16 protein-coding genes and 1 pseudogene are annotated in these 20,510 nt (G+C 73.7%); 15 read left to right on the forward strand and 2 right to left on the reverse strand.

The annotated features are described in order from the left end of the window. Positions 1–160: 160 nt before the first annotated feature. The 12 genes and pseudogenes from GT045_RS26065 (at position 161) to GT045_RS26120 (ending at position 12,915) form a co-directional block, all read left to right on the forward strand. A complete protein-coding gene (locus tag GT045_RS26065) occupies positions 161–2,401 on the forward strand; it encodes a bifunctional diguanylate cyclase/phosphodiesterase (RefSeq protein ID WP_161335645.1) in 2,241 nt (746 codons plus the stop codon). A gap of 119 nt (positions 2,402–2,520) precedes the next feature. Next, complete coding sequence (locus tag GT045_RS26070; RefSeq protein ID WP_161292636.1) at positions 2,521–3,015, forward strand: cupin domain-containing protein; 495 nt, start codon at positions 2,521–2,523, stop codon at positions 3,013–3,015. Positions 3,016–3,108: 93 nt separating this feature from the next. Next, the gene (gene gatC / locus GT045_RS26075) at positions 3,109–3,405 is read left to right on the forward strand and encodes an Asp-tRNA(Asn)/Glu-tRNA(Gln) amidotransferase subunit GatC (RefSeq protein ID WP_006130840.1); all 297 of its coding nucleotides are present in this window, start codon (positions 3,109–3,111) and stop codon (positions 3,403–3,405) included. A 5-nt stretch (positions 3,406–3,410) separates the two neighbouring features. Next, positions 3,411–4,910 (forward strand): Asp-tRNA(Asn)/Glu-tRNA(Gln) amidotransferase subunit GatA, encoded by a 1,500-nt coding sequence (gene gatA / locus GT045_RS26080; RefSeq protein WP_161335646.1) that lies wholly within the window; start codon positions 3,411–3,413, stop codon positions 4,908–4,910. Further along, positions 4,907–5,146 (forward strand): hypothetical protein, encoded by a 240-nt coding sequence (locus tag GT045_RS26085; protein WP_161292640.1) that lies wholly within the window; start codon positions 4,907–4,909, stop codon positions 5,144–5,146. The genes gatA and GT045_RS26085 overlap by 4 nt, the downstream gene beginning before the upstream one ends. A 15-nt stretch (positions 5,147–5,161) precedes the next feature. Beyond that, positions 5,162–6,676, forward strand: a complete 1,515-nt coding sequence (gene gatB, locus GT045_RS26090; RefSeq protein WP_161292642.1) for an Asp-tRNA(Asn)/Glu-tRNA(Gln) amidotransferase subunit GatB — start codon at positions 5,162–5,164, stop codon at positions 6,674–6,676. 314 nt (positions 6,677–6,990) lie between these two features. Further along, a complete protein-coding gene (locus GT045_RS26095) occupies positions 6,991–7,479 on the forward strand; it encodes a hypothetical protein (protein WP_161335647.1) in 489 nt (162 codons plus the stop codon). Positions 7,480–7,567: 88 nt separating this feature from the next. Next, positions 7,568–8,122 (forward strand): GNAT family protein, encoded by a 555-nt coding sequence (locus GT045_RS26100; RefSeq protein ID WP_161291036.1) that lies wholly within the window; start codon positions 7,568–7,570, stop codon positions 8,120–8,122. A 74-nt stretch (positions 8,123–8,196) separates the two neighbouring features. Beyond that, on the forward strand, positions 8,197–8,835 hold the full coding sequence (locus GT045_RS26105; RefSeq protein WP_161335648.1) for a hypothetical protein: 639 nt from the start codon (positions 8,197–8,199) through the stop codon (positions 8,833–8,835). A gap of 194 nt (positions 8,836–9,029) precedes the next feature. Next, positions 9,030–9,221 (forward strand): hypothetical protein, encoded by a 192-nt coding sequence (locus GT045_RS26110; RefSeq protein WP_161335649.1) that lies wholly within the window; start codon positions 9,030–9,032, stop codon positions 9,219–9,221. A gap of 419 nt (positions 9,222–9,640) precedes the next feature. Next, positions 9,641–12,683, forward strand: a pseudogene (locus tag GT045_RS40005) (AAA family ATPase). A 37-nt stretch (positions 12,684–12,720) separates the two neighbouring features. Next, positions 12,721–12,915 carry a DUF6191 domain-containing protein gene (locus GT045_RS26120; RefSeq protein WP_161296268.1) on the forward strand — a complete coding sequence of 65 codons (195 nt, stop codon included), beginning with the start codon at positions 12,721–12,723 and terminating at the stop codon, positions 12,913–12,915. Positions 12,916–13,020: 105 nt separating this feature from the next. Here GT045_RS26120 and GT045_RS26125 read toward each other — a convergent pair whose 3' ends face one another. Both GT045_RS26125 and GT045_RS26130 read right to left on the reverse strand, forming a co-directional pair. Continuing rightward, the gene (locus GT045_RS26125) at positions 13,021–14,181 is read right to left on the reverse strand and encodes a PQQ-dependent sugar dehydrogenase (protein ID WP_161335650.1); all 1,161 of its coding nucleotides are present in this window, start codon (positions 14,179–14,181) and stop codon (positions 13,021–13,023) included. Between the two features lie 117 nt (positions 14,182–14,298). Further along, positions 14,299–15,297 carry an aldo/keto reductase gene (locus tag GT045_RS26130; protein WP_161292469.1) on the reverse strand — a complete coding sequence of 333 codons (999 nt, stop codon included), beginning with the start codon at positions 15,295–15,297 and terminating at the stop codon, positions 14,299–14,301. Positions 15,298–15,372: 75 nt separating this feature from the next. On the opposite strand from GT045_RS26130, the gene GT045_RS26135 reads away from it, so the two are divergent. From GT045_RS26135 to GT045_RS26150, 3 genes are all read left to right on the forward strand, one after another. After that, the gene (locus GT045_RS26135; protein ID WP_161335651.1) at positions 15,373–16,326 is read left to right on the forward strand and encodes a 2-hydroxyacid dehydrogenase; all 954 of its coding nucleotides are present in this window, start codon (positions 15,373–15,375) and stop codon (positions 16,324–16,326) included. Positions 16,327–16,755: 429 nt separating this feature from the next. Further along, on the forward strand, positions 16,756–19,806 hold the full coding sequence (locus GT045_RS26145) for an EAL domain-containing protein (protein ID WP_161335652.1): 3,051 nt from the start codon (positions 16,756–16,758) through the stop codon (positions 19,804–19,806). A gap of 237 nt (positions 19,807–20,043) precedes the next feature. Beyond that, positions 20,044–20,510 (forward strand): thiamine pyrophosphate-binding protein (locus tag GT045_RS26150; RefSeq protein WP_272926900.1); only part of this gene is annotated, 467 nt, incomplete at its 3' end.

The following is a 20,510-nucleotide window of genomic DNA, read 5'->3' on the forward strand; positions in this document are numbered from 1 at the left end:
GGCCTACTGTTGAGGTGTGCGCCTGCCGTGCCCAGCTACGGCTGGGGCATCTCCGTGCCCTCCAGAGGCCCGGGGAAGGTTTCTTCGGCGCGGAGCTGCTGATGGTTGTCGGGCATCGGGCCGCGTGGCGTGGGCACCGCCGGCAGTGAGAGGGACGGGAATGGAACCGACCGAGAGCGCCGCCCCGGACTCATGGCTGCGCCTGCGCCGCCGCGCGGGCGCGTGGCGCGGGCACCGGTGGACCGGGCGGGACGAGGGACGGGCGGGCGCGCGGACACGTCCCGCCGGACCCGGCACCGCCACCGAACCCCACACCCCCCGGCCGGCCGGCCTCGCGCCCGACCCCGGCCTCGCGGGCACCGACGCCGAACGGCACCTGTCCTGGCCCGCGCTCCCCGCGGCCGTCGTGGTCGCCGCCGGACTCGCCCTGGGCGCGGGCTTCTTCCGTGCCTACAGCACCCACCACGCCCTCTTCCCCTGCGGCACGGTCGGCTGGGCGCTGGCCCTGCTCACCGGCGTCATCGTCGGCCACCTCGTGATGCTGGGCCGCGCCCGCTGGTGGGGCGGCACCGGATCGGGCGCCGCCCTCACCCTCGCCGTCCTGCTGCTGTACGGCTGGGTCGCGGCCGGCCTGGTCAGCCTCACCGTCGTCGTCCTGGTCGGCGTCGCCCGCCGGCACCACTGGCGCCAGGGCGTGCTGCACGGCGCGGTGGACGTCCTCGGTATCGGCGTCGGCGCCCTGCTGCTCGGCGCGTTCGGCCGGGTCCCGAGCGTGGAGGAGCCCTGGCGGCCCGGCAGCTGGAGCATCACCACGGTGCCGGAGGTCGTCCTGGTCGCGGTCGCCTACCTGGCCGTCAGCCGGGGCCTGTTGTGGTACCTGCACGCCCCGCGCGGCGGCAGGGTGCCCACCGCCGCCCGCACCGCCCTGGTCCGGCAGGGGCTGGTCGCCGTCGCGCTGCTCGGCATCGCGCCCCTGCTGTGCGTCGTCGCCGACGCCCAGCCGGTCCTGCTCCCGCTGTTCGCCATCCCGCTCATCGCCCTGGACTCCACGCTGTGGATGGCCCGCGCCCGCGCCGAGGAGCAGCTGCGCGACCCGCTGACCGGACTGCCCAACCGGCAGTGGCTGCTGGAGCGGATCTGGACCGCCCTGGACGACGCCGAGCGCATCGGGGCCCGCGCGGCGCTCATGCTGATCGACCTCGATCGTTTCCGGTCGGTGAACGACACCCTCGGTCATCTGGCCGGGGACCGGCTGCTGCTCCAGATCGCCGACCGGCTCCGGCTCGCGCTGCCGCGCGGCGCCGAGGCCGCCCGGCTCGGCGGTGACGAGTTCGCCGTCTTACTCCCCGTCGCCGACTCCACCACGTCGGCCACGCGCGTCGCCCGCGGCCTCGTCGCCGCCCTCAGCTCCCCGCTCGACCTGGACGGACTCACCCTCGTCCTGGAGGCCAGCGCCGGCGTCGCCGTCTTCCCCGATCACGCGCTCGACGCCGAAGGGCTGCTGCGCCGCGCCGACGTCGCGATGTACCAGGCGAAGCGGGACCGCACAGGGGTCGAGGTGTACGAGTCCAAGCGGGACTCCAACACCCCCGACCGCCTCGGCCTGCTGGGCGACCTGCGCCGGGCCCTGGACGCCCACGAGGTACAGCTCCACTACCAGCCCAAGGTCCGCTTCGACGGCCAGGTCGCCGGCCTGGAGGCACTGGTGCGCTGGGTGCATCCCGAGCGCGGGAAGGTGCCGCCGGACGAGTTCATAGCGATAGCCGAGTCCTCGGGGCTGATGCCCCACCTCACCGAGTACGTCCTGGAGACCGCCCTCGGCCAGGTCGCCCTCTGGCGCGCGCAGGGCCTTCGGGTGCCGGTCGCCGTCAACGTCTCCCCGCGCGACGTCCACACGCCCGGCTTCGCCGGTTCCGTCGCCGCCCGGCTGGCCCGGCACGGCGTCCCCGCCGGGGCGCTCCAGCTGGAGATCACGGAGCACGTCCTGCTGGAGGACCCGCAGCGGGCCGCCGACACCCTCGCCGGACTCACCGGGCACGGCGTGAAGATGTCCCTGGACGACTTCGGCACCGGGTACTCGTCCCTGGTGCACCTGCGGCGGCTGCCCGTCAGCGAGCTGAAGATCGACCGCTCCTTCGTGGCCCGGCTGGCCGTCGACGCCGAGGACGCCGCGATCGTGCGCTGCACCGTCGACCTCGCCCATTCGCTGGGCCTGCTCGTGGTGGCCGAGGGCGTGGAGGACGACGAGACCTGGGAGCGGCTGCGGGACCTGGGCTGCGACGCCGTGCAGGGGTGGCTGGTCGCCGCCGCCATGCCTCCGGAGGAGACCACCGCCTGGCTGCGGGCCCGGGGGTCACGCGGGTGGCAGCGGCCGCGTGCCGCGTTGCCGGCCGCCGAATAGCCCTCCCGGCCGTCGCCCCCGGAATCCGTTCCGGCACCGTGGTGGTTGTACCGGCCGGTGCCGGCCCGCTCCTCGCGGTCCGACGCCTCGTGGACGACGCCTACAGGGGGACAAACGCCATGTCACTGCTCGTGCCCAGGTTCGACGACACCGTGCTGGTCCGGGACGCCGGGGCCGAGGTCCTCGGCGGCGCCCCGGTCGGCGTCAAGCTGCTGGCGGACAGCAGTGCCAGCGGTGGCGCGCTGTCCACCGTGCGGGTCACCCTCGCCGAGGGCGCCGACGGCGCCCGCCCGCACGTCCACCACAACTCCGCCGAGATGTTCTACCTGCTCGACGGCGAGGCCGAGCTGCTCTCCGGCGACGACGTCGTCACCGCCGGGCGCGGCGACCTCGTCATCGTCCCGCCCGACCGGCCCCACGCCTTCGCCGCCGTCCCCGGCGCCACCGCCGACCTGCTCATCGTCATCGCCCCCGGCGTCGAGCGCTTCGGGTACTTCCGCCACCTCCAGCGCATCCGCCTCGGCGAGGCCACCCCGGAGAGCCTCCTGGAGGTCCAGGAGCTGTACGACAATCACTTCCTGAAGAGCGAGGCATGGGACCGCCGGCACCGGTGAGGACGGTGCCCGGGGAAACCGTTTCACGGACACCGTCCCCCGCCCCATAGGATTGGCCCCAAACCACACGCACTCACCCCAGAGGAACGCTGCATGCCTGGCATCACGCGCGAGGAGGTCGCCCACCTCGCCCGGCTGGCGCGTCTGGAGCTGAAGCCCGAAGAACTCGACCACTTCGCGGGACAGCTCGACGACATCATCGGCGCGGTCGCCCGCGTCAGCGAGGTCGCCGACCAAGACGTACCGCCGACCTCGCACCCGCTCCCGCTGACGAACGTCATGCGCGCGGACGAGGTCCGTCCCTCGCTCACCCCCGAGCAGGCGCTCTCCGGCGCCCCGGCCCAGGAGCAGCAGCGTTTCAAGGTGCCGCAGATCCTGGGGGAGGAGTGACCACCATGACGGACAGCAACATCATCAAGCTCACGGCCGCGCAGATCGCCGAGAAGATCGCCTCCGGCGAGCTGACGGCCGTCGAGGTCACCGAGGCCCACCTCGCCCGGATCGAGGCCGTCGACGAGAAGGTGCACGCCTTCCTGCACGTCGACCGTGAGGGCGCTCTCGCCCAGGCCCGCGCCGTGGACGAGAAGCGGGCCCGCGGCGAGAAGCTCGGCCCGCTGGCCGGCGTCCCGCTCGCGCTCAAGGACATCTTCACCACCGAGGGCGTGCCCACGACCGTCGGCTCGAAGATCCTGGAGGGCTGGATCCCGCCGTACGACGCGACGCTCACCAAGCGGCTCAAGGCCGCCGACGTCGTCATCCTCGGCAAGACCAACATGGACGAGTTCGCCATGGGGTCCTCCACCGAGAACAGCGCCTACGGCCCGACCGGCAACCCCTGGGACCTCACGAAGATCCCCGGTGGCTCCGGCGGCGGTTCCTCCGCCGCGCTCGCCGCCTACCAGGCCCCGCTCGCCATCGGCACCGACACCGGTGGCTCCATCCGCCAGCCGGCCGCCGTCACCGGCACCGTCGGCGTGAAGCCCACGTACGGCGCGGTGTCCCGCTTCGGCATGGTCGCCTTCTCCTCCTCCCTCGACCAGGGCGGCCCCTGCGCCCGCACGGTCCTGGACGCGGCACTGCTGCACGAGGTCATCGCCGGGCACGACCCGCTGGACTCCACCTCCATCGACGCCCCGGTCCCGCCGGTCGTCGAGGCCGCCCGCAACGGCTCCGTCGCCGGCATGCGCGTCGGCGTGGTCAAGCAGTTCCGCGGCGAGGGCTACCAGGCCGGCGTCATCCAGCGGTTCGACGAGTCCGTCGAGCTACTGAAGGAGCTGGGCGCCGAGATCGTCGAGCTGGACTGCCCGTCCTTCGACCTCGCCCTGTCGGCGTACTACCTGATCGCGCCGTCCGAGTGCTCCTCCAACCTCGCCCGCTTCGACGGCCTGCGCTACGGCCGCCGGGTCGGTGACGACGGCACGCGCTCCGCCGAGGAGGTCACCTCCCTCACCCGTGAGGCGGGCTTCGGCCCCGAGGTGAAGCGCCGCATCATGCTCGGCACGTACGCCCTGTCGAGCGGCTACTACGACGCGTACTACGGCTCCGCGCAGAAGGTCCGCACGCTCATCACGCGGGACTTCGAGAGGGCCTTCGAGCAGGTCGACGTGATCGTCTCCCCCACGACCCCGACCACCGCCTTCGCGATCGGCGAGCGCGCCGACGACCCGATGGCGATGTACCTCGCGGACCTGTGCACCATCCCGACCAACCTGGCGGGCAACGCGGCCATGTCCCTGCCCTGCGGTCTCGCCCCGGAGGACGACCTCCCGGTGGGCCTGCAGATCATCGCCCCGGCGATGCAGGACGACCGGCTGTACAAGGTGGGCGCCGCCGTCGAGGCCGCCTTCGTGGAAAAGTGGGGGCACCCGCTGCTGGAGGAGGCACCGTCGCTGTGAGCGCACTGACCAAGGCCAAGGGCTTCAAGAAGTCCAAGTCCGGTACGTACCTGTCCATGGCCGCGACCGCGTTCGGCGCGGTCGGCGCCATGAAGCAGATCAAGAAGGCCCGCGCCGAGAACGACACGCTGCGACTCGTCGACGCCGTCGTCACCGCCGCCGGCATCGCCACCGGCCTCGCCATCCTCTACCGCGAGCTGAAGCGGCTGGGCGACGACGACGTCCTGCTGGGCTGAGAGGGAAGTTTCACCGTGACCACCACGACCGACCTGGTGTCGTACGAGGACGCGCTGGCGTCGTACGACCCCGTCATGGGCCTCGAAGTCCATGTCGAACTCGGCACCAAGACCAAGATGTTCTGCGGCTGCTCGACCGCGCTCGGCGCCGACGCCAACTCGCAGACGTGCCCGACCTGCCTCGGCCTGCCGGGCGCGCTCCCGGTCGTCAACGCGACCGGCGTCGAGTCCGCCGTCAAGATCGGTCTCGCGCTGAACTGCGAGATCGCCGAGTGGTGCCGCTTCGCCCGGAAGAACTACTTCTATCCGGACATGCCGAAGAACTTCCAGACCTCCCAGTACGACGAGCCGATCGCCTTCGACGGCTACCTCGACGTGCAGCTGGAGGACGGCGAGACCTTCCGCGTGGAGATCGAGCGCGCCCACATGGAGGAGGACACCGGCAAGTCGACGCACGTCGGCGGCGCCACGGGCCGTATCCACGGCGCGTCCCACTCCCTGCTGGACTACAACCGGGCCGGCATCCCGCTCATCGAGATCGTCACCAAGCCGATCGAGGGCGCCGGCGAGCGCGCGCCCGAGGTGGCGAAGGCGTACGTCCGCGAGCTGCGCGAGCTGATCCGGGCCCTCGGTGTGTCCGAGGCGCGCATGGAGATGGGCCAGATGCGCTGCGACGTGAACCTGTCGCTGCGCCCGAACGGCACCGAGAAGTTCGGGACGCGCTCCGAGACGAAGAACGTCAACTCGCTGCGGTCCGTGGAGCGTGCGGCCCGCTTCGAGATCCAGCGGCACGCGGCCGTGCTGTCCTCGGGCGGCACGATCATCCAGGAGACGCGCCACTTCCACGAGGACACCGGGTCCACGACCTCGGGCCGGGTCAAGGAGGAGGCCGAGGACTACCGGTACTTCCCGGAGCCCGACCTGGTCCCCGTGGCTCCCTCGCGCGAGTGGGTCGAGGAGATCCGCGCGGCCCTGCCCGAGCTGCCGCTGGCCCGCCGCAACCGGCTGCTGGCCGAGTGGGGCATCTCCGCCACCGACATGCAGGCGATCCTCAACGCCGGCGCGCTGGACCCGATCGTCGCCACCATCGACGCCGGTGCCGACGCGGCCTCCGCCCGCAAGTGGTGGATGGGCGAGCTGGCCCGCAGCGCGAACGAGTCCGGCACGTCGCTGGACGAGCTGGCGATCACGCCGGAGCAGGTGGCCCGGGTCACCGAGCTGGTCGCGAAGGGTGACCTGAACGACAAGCTGGCCCGCCAGGTCATCGAGGGTGTCCTCGCGGGCGAGGGCACGCCGGACGAGGTCGTCGACAAGCGCGGGCTGAAGGTCGTCTCCGACGACTCGGCGCTCGGCACGGCGGTCGACGAGGCCATCGCCGGCAACCCGGCCATCGCGGACAAGATCCGCGGCGGCAAGGTGGCGGCGGCCGGTGCCCTGGTCGGCGCGGTCATGAAGGCCACTCGCGGCCAGGCCGACGCGGCCCGCGTCAAGGAACTGATCCTGGAGCGGCTGGGCGTCAGCGAGGGCTGAGCCGCCCCCGCACCACGCCGTGCGGCCCCGGAGGCACCCCCTCCGGGGCCGCACGCCTGTCCGTCCCCGCGGACGGCCTCCCCGCCGCCCGCTCGCTCCCGCGGACGGGCCTTCCCGGCTGCACGTCGGCTGCTGTGGACGGTCTCCCGGCTGCACGTCGGCTTCTGTGGACGGTCTTCCCGGCCGCACTTCCGCTCCCGCCGGGCGGCCCTCCCGGCCGCCCGCATGGCCCCCGCGCGACGAGTGATCCGCGGCAGCCGAAGGTGCCGCCCCGCCCCGGGTTTTCGCCGGCGGAGGCGGTACGCTCGCCCGCCATGAGTGGACGCACCGATTCCGACACCGATCCCGTGATAGCCGCGGACGCCGACGACACCACGTACACCACGGGCGTGACGGTCACCACGGACACGACGGTCACCACGGGCGCCACGGCCACCACGCGCACCGGGAACACCGACGACAGCGGGAACACCGACGACAGCGGGGACGGCGAGGGCAGTGAGGACGGCGAGGACAGCGGGGACGGCGAGGGCAGCGGGGACGGCGAGGAGTACGTCGGGGACGCCCGGCGCGCCCGCTGGACCGCCGCCGGTACCGGCGCGCTGCTGACGCTGGCCGGGCTGGCCGCCGCGCTGCTCCGGGCGGCCGGATCCGCCCCCGCGCTGGTGCCCGTCGCCTACGCCGTGGGGGCCGCCGTGTGCGCGCTCGCCGCGGTGCTCGCCATCAGGGGCCGTACCCGCAGGGCCCTGTGGCTGCTGATCGTCGGCACGATGGTCATGGCGCTCGGGGACCAGTTCGACTGACGTCCCCGAGCCCTGTGAGAGGCTCGGCCGGGCCCCGGTGCACGAACCGGCAGGCCGGCGGACGAACCGTGGAAGGAAGAACGGCACGATGTACGCGACTTCGCTCGGGGACGACGGCGCAGAACTGCGGCCCCTGGAGGTCTGGCACGCCGAGCAGCTCCTCGCCAACATCGACCGGGGACGGGAGTTCGTCGGCCGCCACGTCGGCCTCGCGGACGCCGTCCGCGATCTCGACGGTGCCCGTGCCTGGCTGAAGTCCTACGCCGACAAACGGGCCGCCGACGCCGGCAGCCTGCACGGCGTCTGGCTGGACGGCACCCTCGTCGGCGGCCTGCTGTTCCGGGTCTGGGACACCCCGAGCGGGGTCTGCGAGGCCGGCTGCTGGCTGGAACCGGCGGCAGCCGGACGCGGACTGGTCACGCGCGGCCTGCGGGTACTGCTCGACTGGGCCTTCGAGGAACGCGGCATGCACCGGGTGGAGTGGTACGTGTCCTCGGCCAACGAGCCCAGCATCAACGTGGCCCGTCGCCTGGGCATGACCCGCGAGGGCGTGCTGCGCGAGAACTACCCGCACCGGGACGTGCGCACCAGCACCGAGATCTGGGCGCTGCTCGCGCCCGAGTGGCGTGCGGCACGCGCGTAGCGCGCACGACGGCGTCCGAGGCCGCTGTTCGATCATTAAGAGACCTCTCAGAGAGCGTCCGTACGGTGCCAGGCATGGCAACGAAGACAGCGGAAGGCGCCGAGGCCGGTTCCGAGGCGCGCAGGGACGACGAGACGACGGCGGCGGCCGGTACCGCCGGGAAGGCGCAGGACCTCCGTGCCGCGGAGGCCGGTGGACGGGACGCCGAGGACACCTCGGACATCGCGCACGCCGAGGAAGGCGGGAACCCCGGTGACTTTGTGGCCGGTGGGGCGGAGGAGACCGCCGAGCCGGCGGACGGTGCCGGTGCCAAGGCGCCCACCGGGGTCGGCCAGGGCGCCGGAGCCGTCGTCTCCACCGCGCTTGGCCTGGTCTCGCTCACCGGCGGCTGGGTCGGCACCGTCGCCTCCGCCCGCGAGCAGCTCGTCGGCCAGCTGCAGACGTCCTCCACCGCGAGCGTCGGCCGGCAGCTCAAGGAGGTCTACGGCGACGCCTGGCACACCACCGCCCTGTGGGCCGGCCTGTTCGCACTGGCCGCACTGGTCACCGGTGTGGTCGTGCTGATCCGGCCCGCGTTCGGAGCCCCCGGCCGCCCCCAGGCACCCTGGATCAGGTCGGTCGCCTGGGCAGGCGTCTCGCTCGGCGTCATCGGACTGCTCCTGGCCGTCCTGAAGTACTCCGACGCACTGCTCGGCCTGCCCTCGGCCGGCTGAGAAAGCACAGCTCACAGGGGCCTTAGGTAATCCGTGACCACCTTACGGACGCCCTGAGGCCCCTTACGCGCGCCCGCGGCACGCCGGCCGCCCGAAGATGCGGAACTCTCCCGATGTGGCGGACCCCCCTGGGAGACGAAGGTAGAGGCATCGCAGAGAGCGACGCACGACACCGAGTCTCCCGAAGGAACGCCATGTACGAGTACGAACTCCACCGCTTCCGGTCCGCCGAACTGCGCCGCACGGCCCAGCGCGAGCGCTTGGCCCGCGAGGCCGTCCGCGCCCGCCGTGCCGCCCGCCGCGCGGAGCATGCCGGCAACGGCACCCCGGCCGCCGAGTCGCATACCGACCGCCCCCGGCGGCTCCGGCCCGCGCGCACGGCGTGACGGCAGGGGCGCGGAGCGACCGGACGGGGGTCGGGCGCTCAGGACGGCAGGGCCGTACGGTTCCCCAGCGGAGCCGTGCGGCCCTGCCGTCTGCCCCGCCCGCTCCGTCCGCCGAGACTCCGCCCGCCGAGCCACCGCCCGCTCCGCCCGCTCCGTCCGCCGAGACTCCGCCCGCCGAGCCACCGCCCGCACCGTCCGCCGAGACTCCGCCCGCTCCGCCCGCTCCGTCCGCCGAGACTCCGCCCGCCGCTCCGTCCGCTCCGTCCGCGGAGGCTCCGCCCGCCGCTCCGCCCGCCGGTACGGCCCTTCCCGCGGCGCTCCCGGCGCCGCCGACGACCCCACCCCATACCGGTACTACTGGTACGACCATCACCCAGGGCCTGTGGAAAACCGGTGCCGTGCCGTCCTGGCCTCATGCGATGCTCGGCCCCGTGGAGACCAGGTCCGTCAGTCCCGTGTTCGTCGGCCGCACCGACGAGTTGGCCACGCTCGACGACGCGCTCGCCCGCGCCGGCGCCGCCGAGCCGCAGGCGCTGCTGCTCGGTGGCGAGGCGGGCGTGGGCAAGACCCGCCTCGTGGAGGAGTTCGCCTCCGCCGCGGCCGGCCGCGGCGCCGTCGTCGCCGTCGGCGGCTGCGTGGAGATCGGCGCCGACGGGCTGCCCTTCGCCCCCTTCTCCACCGCGCTGCGCGCCCTGCGCGACGCTCTGCCCGAGGAGTTCGCCGCCGCGGCGGCCGGCCAGGAGGAGGAACTGGCCCGGCTGCTGCCCGACCTCGGCGAGGCCACCGCGGGCCGCCACCACGAACAGGGCCTGGCCCGCCTGTTCGAACTCACGGCCCGGCTGCTGGAGCGGGTCACCGCCGAGCACACCCTCGTCCTCGCCCTGGAGGACCTGCACTGGGCCGACGCCTCCACCCGCCACCTGCTCGCCTACCTGTTCCGCACCCTGCGCGCCGGCCGCCTCCTCGTCCTGGCCACGTACCGCTCCGACGACATCCACCGCCGTCACCCGCTGCGCCCCCTGCTCGCCGAACTGGACCGGCTGCGCACCGTCCGCCGCATCGAACTCGCCCGCTTCACCCGCGAGGAGGCCGGCCGTCAGCTCGCCGGCATCCTCGCGGCCGAACCCGACCCCGCCCAGGCCGACGAGATCTACGAACGCTCCGACGGCAACGCCTTCTTCATCGAGGAACTCGCCGTCGCCTGCTGCGAGGGCAACCGCACCGGCCTCACCGACTCCCTGCGCGACCTGCTCCTCGTCCGGGTCGAGACGCTGCCCGAGAGCGCCCAGCGGATCGCCCGGATCGTCGCCGAGGGCGGCTCCACGGTGGAGTACCCGCTGATCGCGGCCGTGGCACAGCTCACCGAGGACGACCTCATCGAGGCACTGCGGGCCGCGGTCGGCGCCAACATCCTCACCGTCACCCGGGCCGGCGACGGCTACCGCTTCCGGCACTCCCTGGTCCGCGAGGCCGTGGCCGACGACCTGCTGCCCGGCGAACGCTCCCGGCTCAGCCGCCGCTACGCCGAGGCCCTGGAAGCCGACCCCGCGCTCGTGCCCGCCGACGCGCGCGTGATGCGCCTGGCCAGCTACTGGTACCACGCCCACGACGCGGCCAAGGCCCTGCCCGCCGTCCTGGCCGCCGCCGTCGTCGCCCGCCGCCGGCATGCCTACACCGAACAACTCGGTCTGCTGGAGCGGGCGATGGAACTGTGGGACCGCGCGCCGGAGGAGGTGCGCGCCGCCCTGCGCCCGGTCGACTACGCCGAGGGCTGCCCGCCGTGCGACACCGGCCCGGCGGGCACCGGCTTGCGCTATCTCGACCTGATGGCCGAGGCGGCGGTGGCGGGCCGCCTCGGCGGCGAACGCGAACGCGCCCTGAAGATCACCAAGCGGGCGCTGCGCCTGCTGGACGAGGAGCCGGACCCCCTGCGCGCCGCCTGGTTCTGGGTCCAGCGCTCCCGCCTGGTGCAGGCACAGGGCCGCGGCGACGGCTGGCAGGAGCTGGCCTCCGCCCAGGACCTGGTGCGCGGCCTGCCGCCGTCCGAGGTGCACGCCGAGGTGCTGGCGGCCGCCGCCAACTGGTCGATGCAGCACCGGCCCGGACCCGAGGCCCTCGCCGCCGCCGAGCGGGCCGTGGAGTACGCGCGGATGGTGGGTGCCCGCGAGACCGAACTGCATGCCCTGCTCACCCTGGGCGGCCTGACCGTGGAGTCCGGCGCCCCGGAGGCCGGCCTCGCGCGGATGCGGCAGGTGCTGCGGGACGCCCGGGCGGAGGGCGTCCACCATGTCGCGGGCCGTGCCTACGTGAACCTGCCGTGCGGGCTGCAGAGCGTCGGCCGGGACCGGGAGGCCCTGCCGCTGCTGCGCGAGGGCGTCGAGTTCTGCCGCCGCTACGGCCTGCTGGACTCCGGCGCCTGGGCCTGGGGCAACCTGTCCGACGCGCTGTACTCGCTGGGCCGGTGGCAGGAGGCCGCCGAGGCCGCCGCGCACGCGACCCGGGTCGGCCACAGCGCCGAGCCCCGCGCCGCGGGTGCCCTGCGCCTGGCCCACCTGGCCCTGGCCCGCGGCGACCTCGCCGAGGCCGGCCGGCGACTCGCCGCCGCCCGCACCTGGTACGGCACCCACGACCCCCGGCCCCAGCAGTTCCTGCCACTGGCCCGCATCGCCCTCGGCATCGCCGCGGCGGAGGACCGGGTGGCCGACGCCCGCGCGGTACTGCTGCCGGTCCTGGACGCCGGTTTCCCGCCCGACGCACCGCCACGGCTGGCCGCTGCTGCTGGCCGCCGCCACCGCCGAGGCCGACGCCCGCACCCTGCCCGCCGCCCGGCCCGGCCGCGCCGAGACCCTCGCCCGCGTCGCGGAGGCCGTCCGCACCCTCACCACCGGCGTCCCCCTGTGGCAGGCGTACGGCCAGTGGACCCGCGCGGAGCTCCAGCGGGCGGAGGGCCGGGACACCGCCGGCACCTGGGCCCCCGTCGTCGCCGCCTTCGAGTGCCTGGACCGTCCCTACGACCTCGCCCGGGTCCGCCACCGCCTCGCCGGGGCACTGCTGGCCGAGGGTGCCGAGGACGGACGCGACCGTGCGGTGGAGCTGCTCCGGCTGGCCGCGGCGGTCGCCGCCCACCTGGACGCCCGCCCCCTCGCCGACGCCGTCGCCCGGCTCGCCCAGCGCGCCCGCCTCACCCTGTCCGGCGCCTCGGGACACTCGGCGTCACCCGCCGACCCGGTCGCGACGCTCGGCCTCACCAGCCGCGAGCGGGACGTCCTCGGCCTGGTCGCGGCCGGCCGCACCAACCGCCAGATAGCCGAGGAGCTGTTCATCTCCCCGAAGACGGCGAGCGTCCACGTCTCGAACATCCTCGGCAAGCTCGGTGTCTCGGGCCGGGGCGAGGCGGCGGCGGTGGCGCACCGGCTGGGCCTGTCCGTGGCCGGGACCGTCACCGCGGAAACGTCCGGCTGATGCCTACGCTGGAGAAAACCGGCAAGGAGGGGGAGCCGTGTTCGACGCCTTCGAGGACCTGTTCGCGCCAGGCCGCAAGCACACCCGGGACGAGCAGAACCGGCTCGAACTGACCCGGGAGGACACCGGCGACAACGACCCGGGGCGCGGCCCCATCGACCTGACGTCCGGGAAGGCCGTCATACGGCTGCCCGAACCGGCCACCGCGGAGGAGCGGCCCGAAACCGACTGAGAAGGGCGAGCCGCCCCGGGACCCACCCGGGGACGGTGGACCGCGCCGGAACCCACCCGGGGACGGTGGACCGTCCGGGACCACCCGAGGCGGCCGGGGTCCACCTCACCTCACCTCCAGCTCCAGTACCCGGTCGTCCCCCTTCTTCGGCGTGCCACGGCCGTCCGTGTTGCTCGTGACCAGCCACAGCCTGTCGCCGCCCGCCGGTGCCACCGTGCGCAGACGGCCGTAGCCGCCGGTGAGGAAGGACTGCGGGGCGGCCGCCGCCCGGGTGCCGTGCAGCGGGACGCGCCACAGGCGCCGGCCCTTCAGGCCCGCCATCCAGACCACGCCGTTCACGCAGGCGATGCCGCTGGGGGACGCCTCGTCGGTGTGCCACTGCGCCACCGGATCGTGGAAGCCGCTGCCGGGGGACGTGCCCTCGGCCTTCGGCCAGCCGTAGTCGTCGCCCGGCCTGATCGCGTTCAGCTCGTCCCAGGTGTCCTGCCCGAACTCCGAGGCGAACAGCCGCTGCCGGCCGTCCCAGGCCAGACCCTGGACGTTGCGGTGGCCGTAGGAGTACACGGGGGAGCCGGGGAACGGGTTGCCCGGCGCCGGCTCGCCGTCCGGGGTCAGCCGCAGGATCTTGCCGCCCAGCGACTCGCGGTCCTGGGCGAGGCCGCGTTCACCGCTCTCGCCGGTGCCCGCGTACAGCATCCCGTCCGGGCCGAACGCGATCCGGCCGCCGTTGTGGATGAAGCCCTTGGGGATTCCCTTGAACACCGTGTCCGGAGCGCCCAGTCGCTCACCGGCCGGTTTCCGCTCGTCGTACAGCATGCGGACGATGCGGTTGTCCGAGGCCGAGGTGAAGTAGGCGTAGATCATGTGGTCCGAGGCGTAGCCGGGGGAGAGGGCGATGCCCAGCAGACCGCCCTCGCCCGCGGGGGAGACCCCGGAGACCGTACCCAGTTCGGTCTCCTTCCCGGTCCTGGCGTCGATCCGGGTGATCGTCCCCTCGTCCCGGGAGGAGACCAGCAGTCCGCCGCCGGGCAGCGGGGCCAGTCCCCAGGGTGACTTCAGGCCCTCGGTCACCGTGCGCAGCACCTTCACCGACCCCTTGGCCGGGGCCGCCGGCTCGGTGCCCGCCCCCGACGGCGCGGTGGCCCCCGGCGTCGTGGCGGCGGGCCCGGCGCCCGGGAGCCTGCCGTCCCCCGAGGAGCAGCCGGCCGCGAGCAACAGGACGGTCGCGGCCAGCACGGCCGGTACAGCTCGACGTCGCACGATCACGGTCCCTTCGAGGCAGTGGTCCAAGGACACCCTCTCCCTCTTCTGCACCGCCGACACCTCCCGGGTTCCCGCTTGTGGCCGACCGATGGCCGCGATCGGGCGGGACGGCCGGCGGTCTCAGTCCCACGACCCCTGGGCCGTCGGCAGCCGGGATATCTCCGCCAGGTCCTCCGGGGGCAGCCGCAGGCCGGCGGCGGCCGCGTTCTCGGCGGCCCAGCGCTCCCGTTTGGTGCCCGGCACCGCGATCACGTGCCGGCCCTGGGCCAGCACCCAGGCCAGCGCGACCTGGGCCGGCGTGACGTGCTCCCCGTGGCGCCGGGCGATGCGCCGCAGGCCCACGACGATCGGCTGGTTGGCCGCCATCATCTCGCCGGTGAACCGGGGGTGCCGGGCTCGGACGTCGTCCGCCTCGAAGCCCTCGCCCGGCGTCAGCGTGCCGGTCAGGAAGCCGTTGCCCAGCGGCATCGCCGCGAGGAGACCCACCCCGCGCGCCTCGCACCACGGCAGCAGCGACGTCAGCGCCTCAGGCGACCACACCGACAGCTCCGCCTGCACCGCGCTCACCGGGAACACCTGCTGCACCCGCCGCAACTGGCGCAGCGTCGTGTCGTACAGCCCGGTGCCCGACCGGCGCCCGGCGCGCGCGCCCACCGCGCACAGACCCAGCGCCCGCACCTTCCCGGCCCGCACCAGGTCCGCCATCGCGCCCCACGTCTCCTCGACGGGCACCTCGGGGTCGGCCCGGTGCAGCTGGTACAGGTCGATCACGTCGGTCTGGAGCCGGCGCAGCGAGGCGTCGCAGGCCCGCCGCACATAGCCGGGCCGGCCGTTGGCCACGATGTGCTGCTCGCCCACCAGCAGCCCCACCTTCGTGGACACGAAGGCGTCCCGGCGCCGCTCCCGCAGCACCCGGCCCAGCAGCAGCTCATTGGTGAACGGGCCGTACATGTCCGCGGTGTCCAGCAGACCGGAGCCCAGGTCCAGCGCCCGGTGCACGGCTCTGACCGACTCGTCACCGCGCTGACGCGATCCGCTGTACGCCCAGCTCATCGGCATGCATCCGAGTCCGACGGCCCCCACCGCGAGTCCCCCCGCGCCGATCGTCCTGCGCTCCACCTGCTCGTGAACCTCCCTCTGCCCGGCCACCAACCTAACCTCTGCGCGCATACGCGCCTGACATAGCCTCCTCGCATGAGTGCAGACGTCTGGCTTCCCATCCCGCCCGAGGAGATCGCGGGGCTGCCCGAGGGACCCCGGTACCTGTTCTGGGACGGCGGTGCGGACGGTGACCAGCCGTTTCCCGGCGACCCGGCGCGGTGCGCCGTGTACGTGGTGCCGTACATGAAGCGGATGTCGGTCCGGGTGGGACCGCTGGAGCACCTGACGAACGTCCGGGTCATCCAGACGCTCACCGCCGGCGTGGACGACATCACCGCGCAGCTGTCGGTGATCGCACCCGGCGTGCGGCTGTGCAACGCGCGCGGGGTGCACGAGACGAGCACGGCCGAGCTGGCGCTCACCCTGACCCTCGCCGCGCTGCGCGGCGTCCCCGGGTTCGTCCGCGCCCAGCAGCAGGAGCGCTGGGAAGGCGGTTTCCACCCCGCGCTCGCCGACAAGAACGTCCTGATCGTCGGTTACGGGCCCATCGGCGCCGCCATCGAGGACCGGCTCGTACCGTTCGAGGTCGCGCGGGTGACGCGCATCGCGCGCTCCCGGCGCACCACGGAGCGCGGTCTTGTGCACCCGATCACCGATGTGCTCCCCCTGCTCCCCGAGGCGGACGTCGTCATCCTCTGCACGCCGCTCACGGCGGACACCCGGGGGCTGGTCGACGCCGGTTTCCTCGGGCGGATGAAGGACGGGGCGCTGCTGGTGAACGTCGCCCGGGGGCCCGTGGTCGACACCGAGGCGCTCCTCGCCGAGCTGGAGCGGGGCCGGATCACCGCCGCCCTGGACGTGACGGACCCGGAGCCGCTGCCCCCCGGCCACCCCCTGTGGCGGGCGCCCGGCGTGCTGATCAGCCCGCACGTCGGGGGGCCCTCCTCGGCTTTCCTGCCGCGCGCCAAGCGGCTGCTGGCCGACCAGCTGACCCGGTTCGTCAACCGGGAGCCCCTGCGGAATGTGATCCTTACGACCGGAAAGTGATCCTTGCCGTCGCATCCGGAACGCCGGGAGCAAAGGGGCGGCAGGGCCCTTCCGGCACCCTCCGCAATCTTTCGGACGCGGGCCGTACGCACATAACCCCTGGTCGTCACGGAGCGTAGAGACGCTATGTCCCTGAGTGACGATCCTGGTGTATCGTCCCGACAGGGGCTGCGCCGGTGGGAATCGGCGCCCGGGGACGGACATTTCAGATTTGTGAGGGGGGCGACGGGCGATGCACGGCCTATGGACGAACGATCCGACGCGGCGGAGCCGCCGACGGCGACCCTGGTGCACGGCCGCGCGGCGACGCGGCGAGCACACCAGCCATCACAGTCACCACCAGCGCAGGCGCAACGTCCGCCGCAGGCACGCGCATCCGGCGCACCGGGACCGTCGGGACCCGGGCACGGCGCAGACCGGGAGGCCCCGGTGAGTGCGCCGCCCTCGACGACGACCGCCCTCGACGACGCCGTGCGCGCACCGCACCCGCACGAGGCGCCGCCGCCCCGCCGGCCGGCCGTCGGCGACGGCACCCGGCTGATGGAGCAACTCGTCCTCGCCCTGGTCTGCGCGGCCTACGCCGTCGGAGCCGCGTTCGACTGGGGAACGAGCCAGATCGCCCTCGTCATGGGCGACTTCGGGCTGAGTGCGGCGGCGGCCACCGCCGCCGTCTCCTGCTTCCTGTACGCCCGCAGCCGGCGCGTGCGCTTCCGGTCGGCCTGGCTGCTGTTCGCCCTCTCCTCGGCCATGGCCGCCCTGGGCAACGCGATCTGGGGCTGGTACGAGGTCGTGCTGGACCGGCCCGTGCCGAGCCCGAGCTGCGCCGACCTGTTCTTCCTGTGCTTCGCGCCGCCCGCCATCGTGGGCCTGCTGGTGCTCGCCAAGCGGCCGGTGACGAGGGCCGGCTGGATCTGCCTGGGGCTGGACGCCTGGCTGATCGGCGGCTCACTGCTCACCCTCTCCTGGAGCCTGGCGCTCGCCCAGGCGGCCCGGTTCGACGGGTCGAGCGTGGCCCACGCCGCGCTGTCGCTGGCGTACCCGCTGCTCGACATCGCCCTCGTCAGCATGGTCCTCGCCCTGCACTTCCGGCGCGCCCCGGGCAACCGCACGGCGGTGAACACCGCGATCGGCGCCCTCGCGCTCACCGTGATGTGCGACGCCCTGTTCACCTCGCCGCTGCTGCACAGCAACTACCGCTCGGGGCAGCTGCTGGACGCGGGCTGGTTCGCCGGATCACTGCTTCTCGCCTACGCCCCCTGGGCCGCGCCCCGGCGCCGGGGCGCGCAGGAGGCGCGTGCGGCCGACGGGCACACGCGCGTGGTCCACGAGCACGTGCCGGGCCAGCGGAACGCGGCCCCGGCCCAGCCGCCCCCGCCCGCGCCGGGCGGTGAGCTCAGCCGCTACCCGGCCGGCCGGCCGCTCACCGGCTCCCTCGCCGCGCTCACCCCGTACCTCGCCGCGGCCGTGTGCACCCTGGGCATCCTGTACAACGTCCTCAACGGCCGCAGGCCCGACCACGTCGTGCTGATCACCGCGGGCGCCGTGGTGCTGGCCCTCGTCATCCGGCAGGGCATCATGCTGCTGGACAACATCACCCTGACCCAGGAACTGGCGCAGAAGGAGAACCACTTCCGCTCCCTGGTGCAGGGCTCCAGCGACGTCATCATGATCGCCGCGCCGAACGGCATCCTCAGGTACGTCTCCCCGGCCGCCGCCGGGGTGTACGGCCGGCCCGCCGAGGAACTGGTGGGCACCGAACTGGCCGGTCTCATCCACCCGGAGGACCTGGGCTGCGTGGTGCACGAGGTGCGCCGCTTCCTCGCCGCCAACCCGCTGGAGGAGCCCACCACCCGCATCGAGTGCCGGTTCCGCTCCGGCGACGGGGGCACCTCCCGCCCGGGTGAGGGCGGGGGAGGCTGGCTCAACGTCGAGTCGACCGTCAACCGGCACCACGGCGGCCTCATCTTCAACAGCCGGGACGTGACGGAGAGGGTCCGCCTCCAGGCGCAGTTGCAGCACAACGCCGAGCACGACCCGCTCACCGACCTGCCCAACCGCGCGCTGTTCACCCGGCGCGTCCAGCAGGCGCTGTCCGGCCGCCGGGCCACCGACCGGGGTGCCGCCCTGCGGGGCACGGCGGTGCTCTTCATCGACCTGGACGGCTTCAAGGCCGTCAACGACACGATCGGGCACCAGGCCGGTGACGAGCTGCTCATCCAGGCCGCCCGCAGACTCCAGGACGCCGTCCGGCAGGGTGACACCGCCTCCCGGCTCGGCGGTGACGAGTTCGCGGCCCTGATCGTCGGGGACGGCACCCGGGACCGTACGGCCCGGGAGCGGAACATCCTGGAGCTCGCCGACCGCCTCAGGGCGACCCTCTCCCAGCCGTACGCCATCGACGGCAACGACGTCCGGGTCAACGCCTCCATCGGCGTCGCCTTCGCCGAACCGGGGCTGGGCGCGGGAGAGCTGCTGCGCAACGCCGACCTGGCGATGTACCGGGCGAAGTCGGCCGGAAAGGGCCGGGTCGAGCTGTACAAGCCCCAGATGCAGCAGGACGTCGTCCGCAAGGCGGAACTCGCCACGCGGCTGCGCGCCGCACTGCACGACGGCGAGTTCGCGCTGCTCCACCAGCCCGTGGTGTGCCTGCAGAACGGCCGGATCACGTCGGTCTCCGCGCAGGCGCGCTGGCGCTCCTCCCAGGGGGTGCTGTTCACCCCGGCCGAGTTCCTGCGGGTCGCCGAGGAGGGCGACCGGACCGCCGAGCTGGACCGCTGGATCCTCCAGGAGGCCGTGGAACAGGCGGCCGAGCGCGCCGCGACCGGGCTCGTCGTGCCGGTCGCGGTCCCGATGAGCGCCCGGCGGCTGCTGGACCGCTCGACCCCGATGGGCTCGGTGGAGGCGCTGCTGACCCGGCACGGGCTGCCGCCCGGGGCACTGGTCATCGAGCTGTCCGACACCGACCCGCGGGTCTCCCTGGACGAACTGGAGCGGCGCCTGACCGCGCTCAGCCGGCTCGGGGTGCGCATCGCGCTGGACGGCTTCGGCAGCGGCTACGCGGCCATCACGGCCCTGCGGCGGCTGCCCGTGGACATCCTCAAGCTCGACCGCAGCCTGGTGGAAGGGGTGGTCGAGTCCGCCCGGCTGCACAAGATCACCAGCGGTCTGCTGCGGATCGCCGGCGATCTCGGTCTCCAGTCGGTGGCCGAGGGCGTGGACCTGCCCGAGCAGGTGGTCGCACTGCGGGCGATGGGCTGCACCCACGGCCAGGGCATGGCGTTCGCCGGTCCGCTGGACGAGTACCGGCTGCGCCGGGCGCTCGGTTCCGGCCACTACCCGGTGCCGCACGCCCCGGCCGAACCGGTGTTCGCCGGCAGTGTGCGGGAGTCGAAAGCGGTGTACACAGGGGGTGTTCCCGCTGTTCTCGGAGGCGGCAGTGCCCTTCGCTCACATGCTGAGACTCCCGTCCCACCCACTTGACACGTGGTGCGTGCCGGGGGGAGGGTCAGTGCCATGCGCACCCGAATTCTCGTACTTGGACAGCGCGTCGGCTGAGCTGGGACCCACCGGAGGACGATCCGGAATCCCCAGCGACCTCCCCGGCGCGCTCCCCTCGCTTGCCTTGCGGCACGAGGGGTTTTTTGTTGCACGAGCGCCCTTCGTGCAACGCCGCAACTCCGTCCGAACCTCGCAAAAACCCTCAGCATCGAGAAGAGAATGCCGATGACCGAGCAGGCCACCGGGGCCCATCCGCAGCCGCGGCCCCGATCCGGAGGACAGCAGTCCGCCCCCGTCGAGCACGTCACGGGTGCGCAGTCCCTCATCCGCTCCCTCGAGGAGGTCGGCGCGGACACGGTGTTCGGCATTCCCGGCGGCGCGATCCTCCCGGCCTACGACCCGCTGATGGACTCCACCCGGGTGCGGCACGTGCTGGTGCGGCACGAGCAGGGCGCCGGCCACGCCGCCACCGGCTACGCGCAGGCCACCGGCAAGGTCGGTGTCTGCATGGCCACCTCCGGCCCCGGCGCCACCAACCTGGTCACGCCGATCGCCGACGCCCACATGGACTCGGTCCCGATGGTGGCGATCACCGGCCAGGTGGCGTCCAAGGCGATCGGCACGGACGCCTTCCAGGAGGCGGACATCGTCGGCATCACCATGCCGATCACCAAGCACAACTTCCT

Origin of the sequence: Streptomyces sp. SID486, from assembly GCF_009865385.1 — a bacterium.
Taxonomy (GTDB): domain Bacteria; phylum Actinomycetota; class Actinomycetes; order Streptomycetales; family Streptomycetaceae; genus Streptomyces.

Excerpts from the sequence above, each read along its gene's own strand:
- GT045_RS26065 (WP_161335645.1), top strand. The coding sequence starts at position 161 with ATGGAACCGACCGAGAGCGCCGCCCCGGACTCATGGCTGCGCCTGCGC.
- GT045_RS26070 (WP_161292636.1), top strand. The coding sequence starts at position 2,521 with ATGTCACTGCTCGTGCCCAGGTTCGACGACACCGTGCTGGTCCGGGAC.
- gatC (WP_006130840.1), top strand. The coding sequence starts at position 3,109 with ATGCCTGGCATCACGCGCGAGGAGGTCGCCCACCTCGCCCGGCTGGCG.
- gatA (WP_161335646.1), top strand. The coding sequence starts at position 3,411 with ATGACGGACAGCAACATCATCAAGCTCACGGCCGCGCAGATCGCCGAG.
- GT045_RS26095 (WP_161335647.1), top strand. The coding sequence starts at position 6,991 with ATGAGTGGACGCACCGATTCCGACACCGATCCCGTGATAGCCGCGGAC.
- GT045_RS26100 (WP_161291036.1), top strand. The coding sequence starts at position 7,568 with ATGTACGCGACTTCGCTCGGGGACGACGGCGCAGAACTGCGGCCCCTG.
- GT045_RS26105 (WP_161335648.1), top strand. The coding sequence starts at position 8,197 with ATGGCAACGAAGACAGCGGAAGGCGCCGAGGCCGGTTCCGAGGCGCGC.
- GT045_RS26110 (WP_161335649.1), top strand. The coding sequence starts at position 9,030 with ATGTACGAGTACGAACTCCACCGCTTCCGGTCCGCCGAACTGCGCCGC.
- GT045_RS26135 (WP_161335651.1), top strand. The coding sequence starts at position 15,373 with ATGAGTGCAGACGTCTGGCTTCCCATCCCGCCCGAGGAGATCGCGGGG.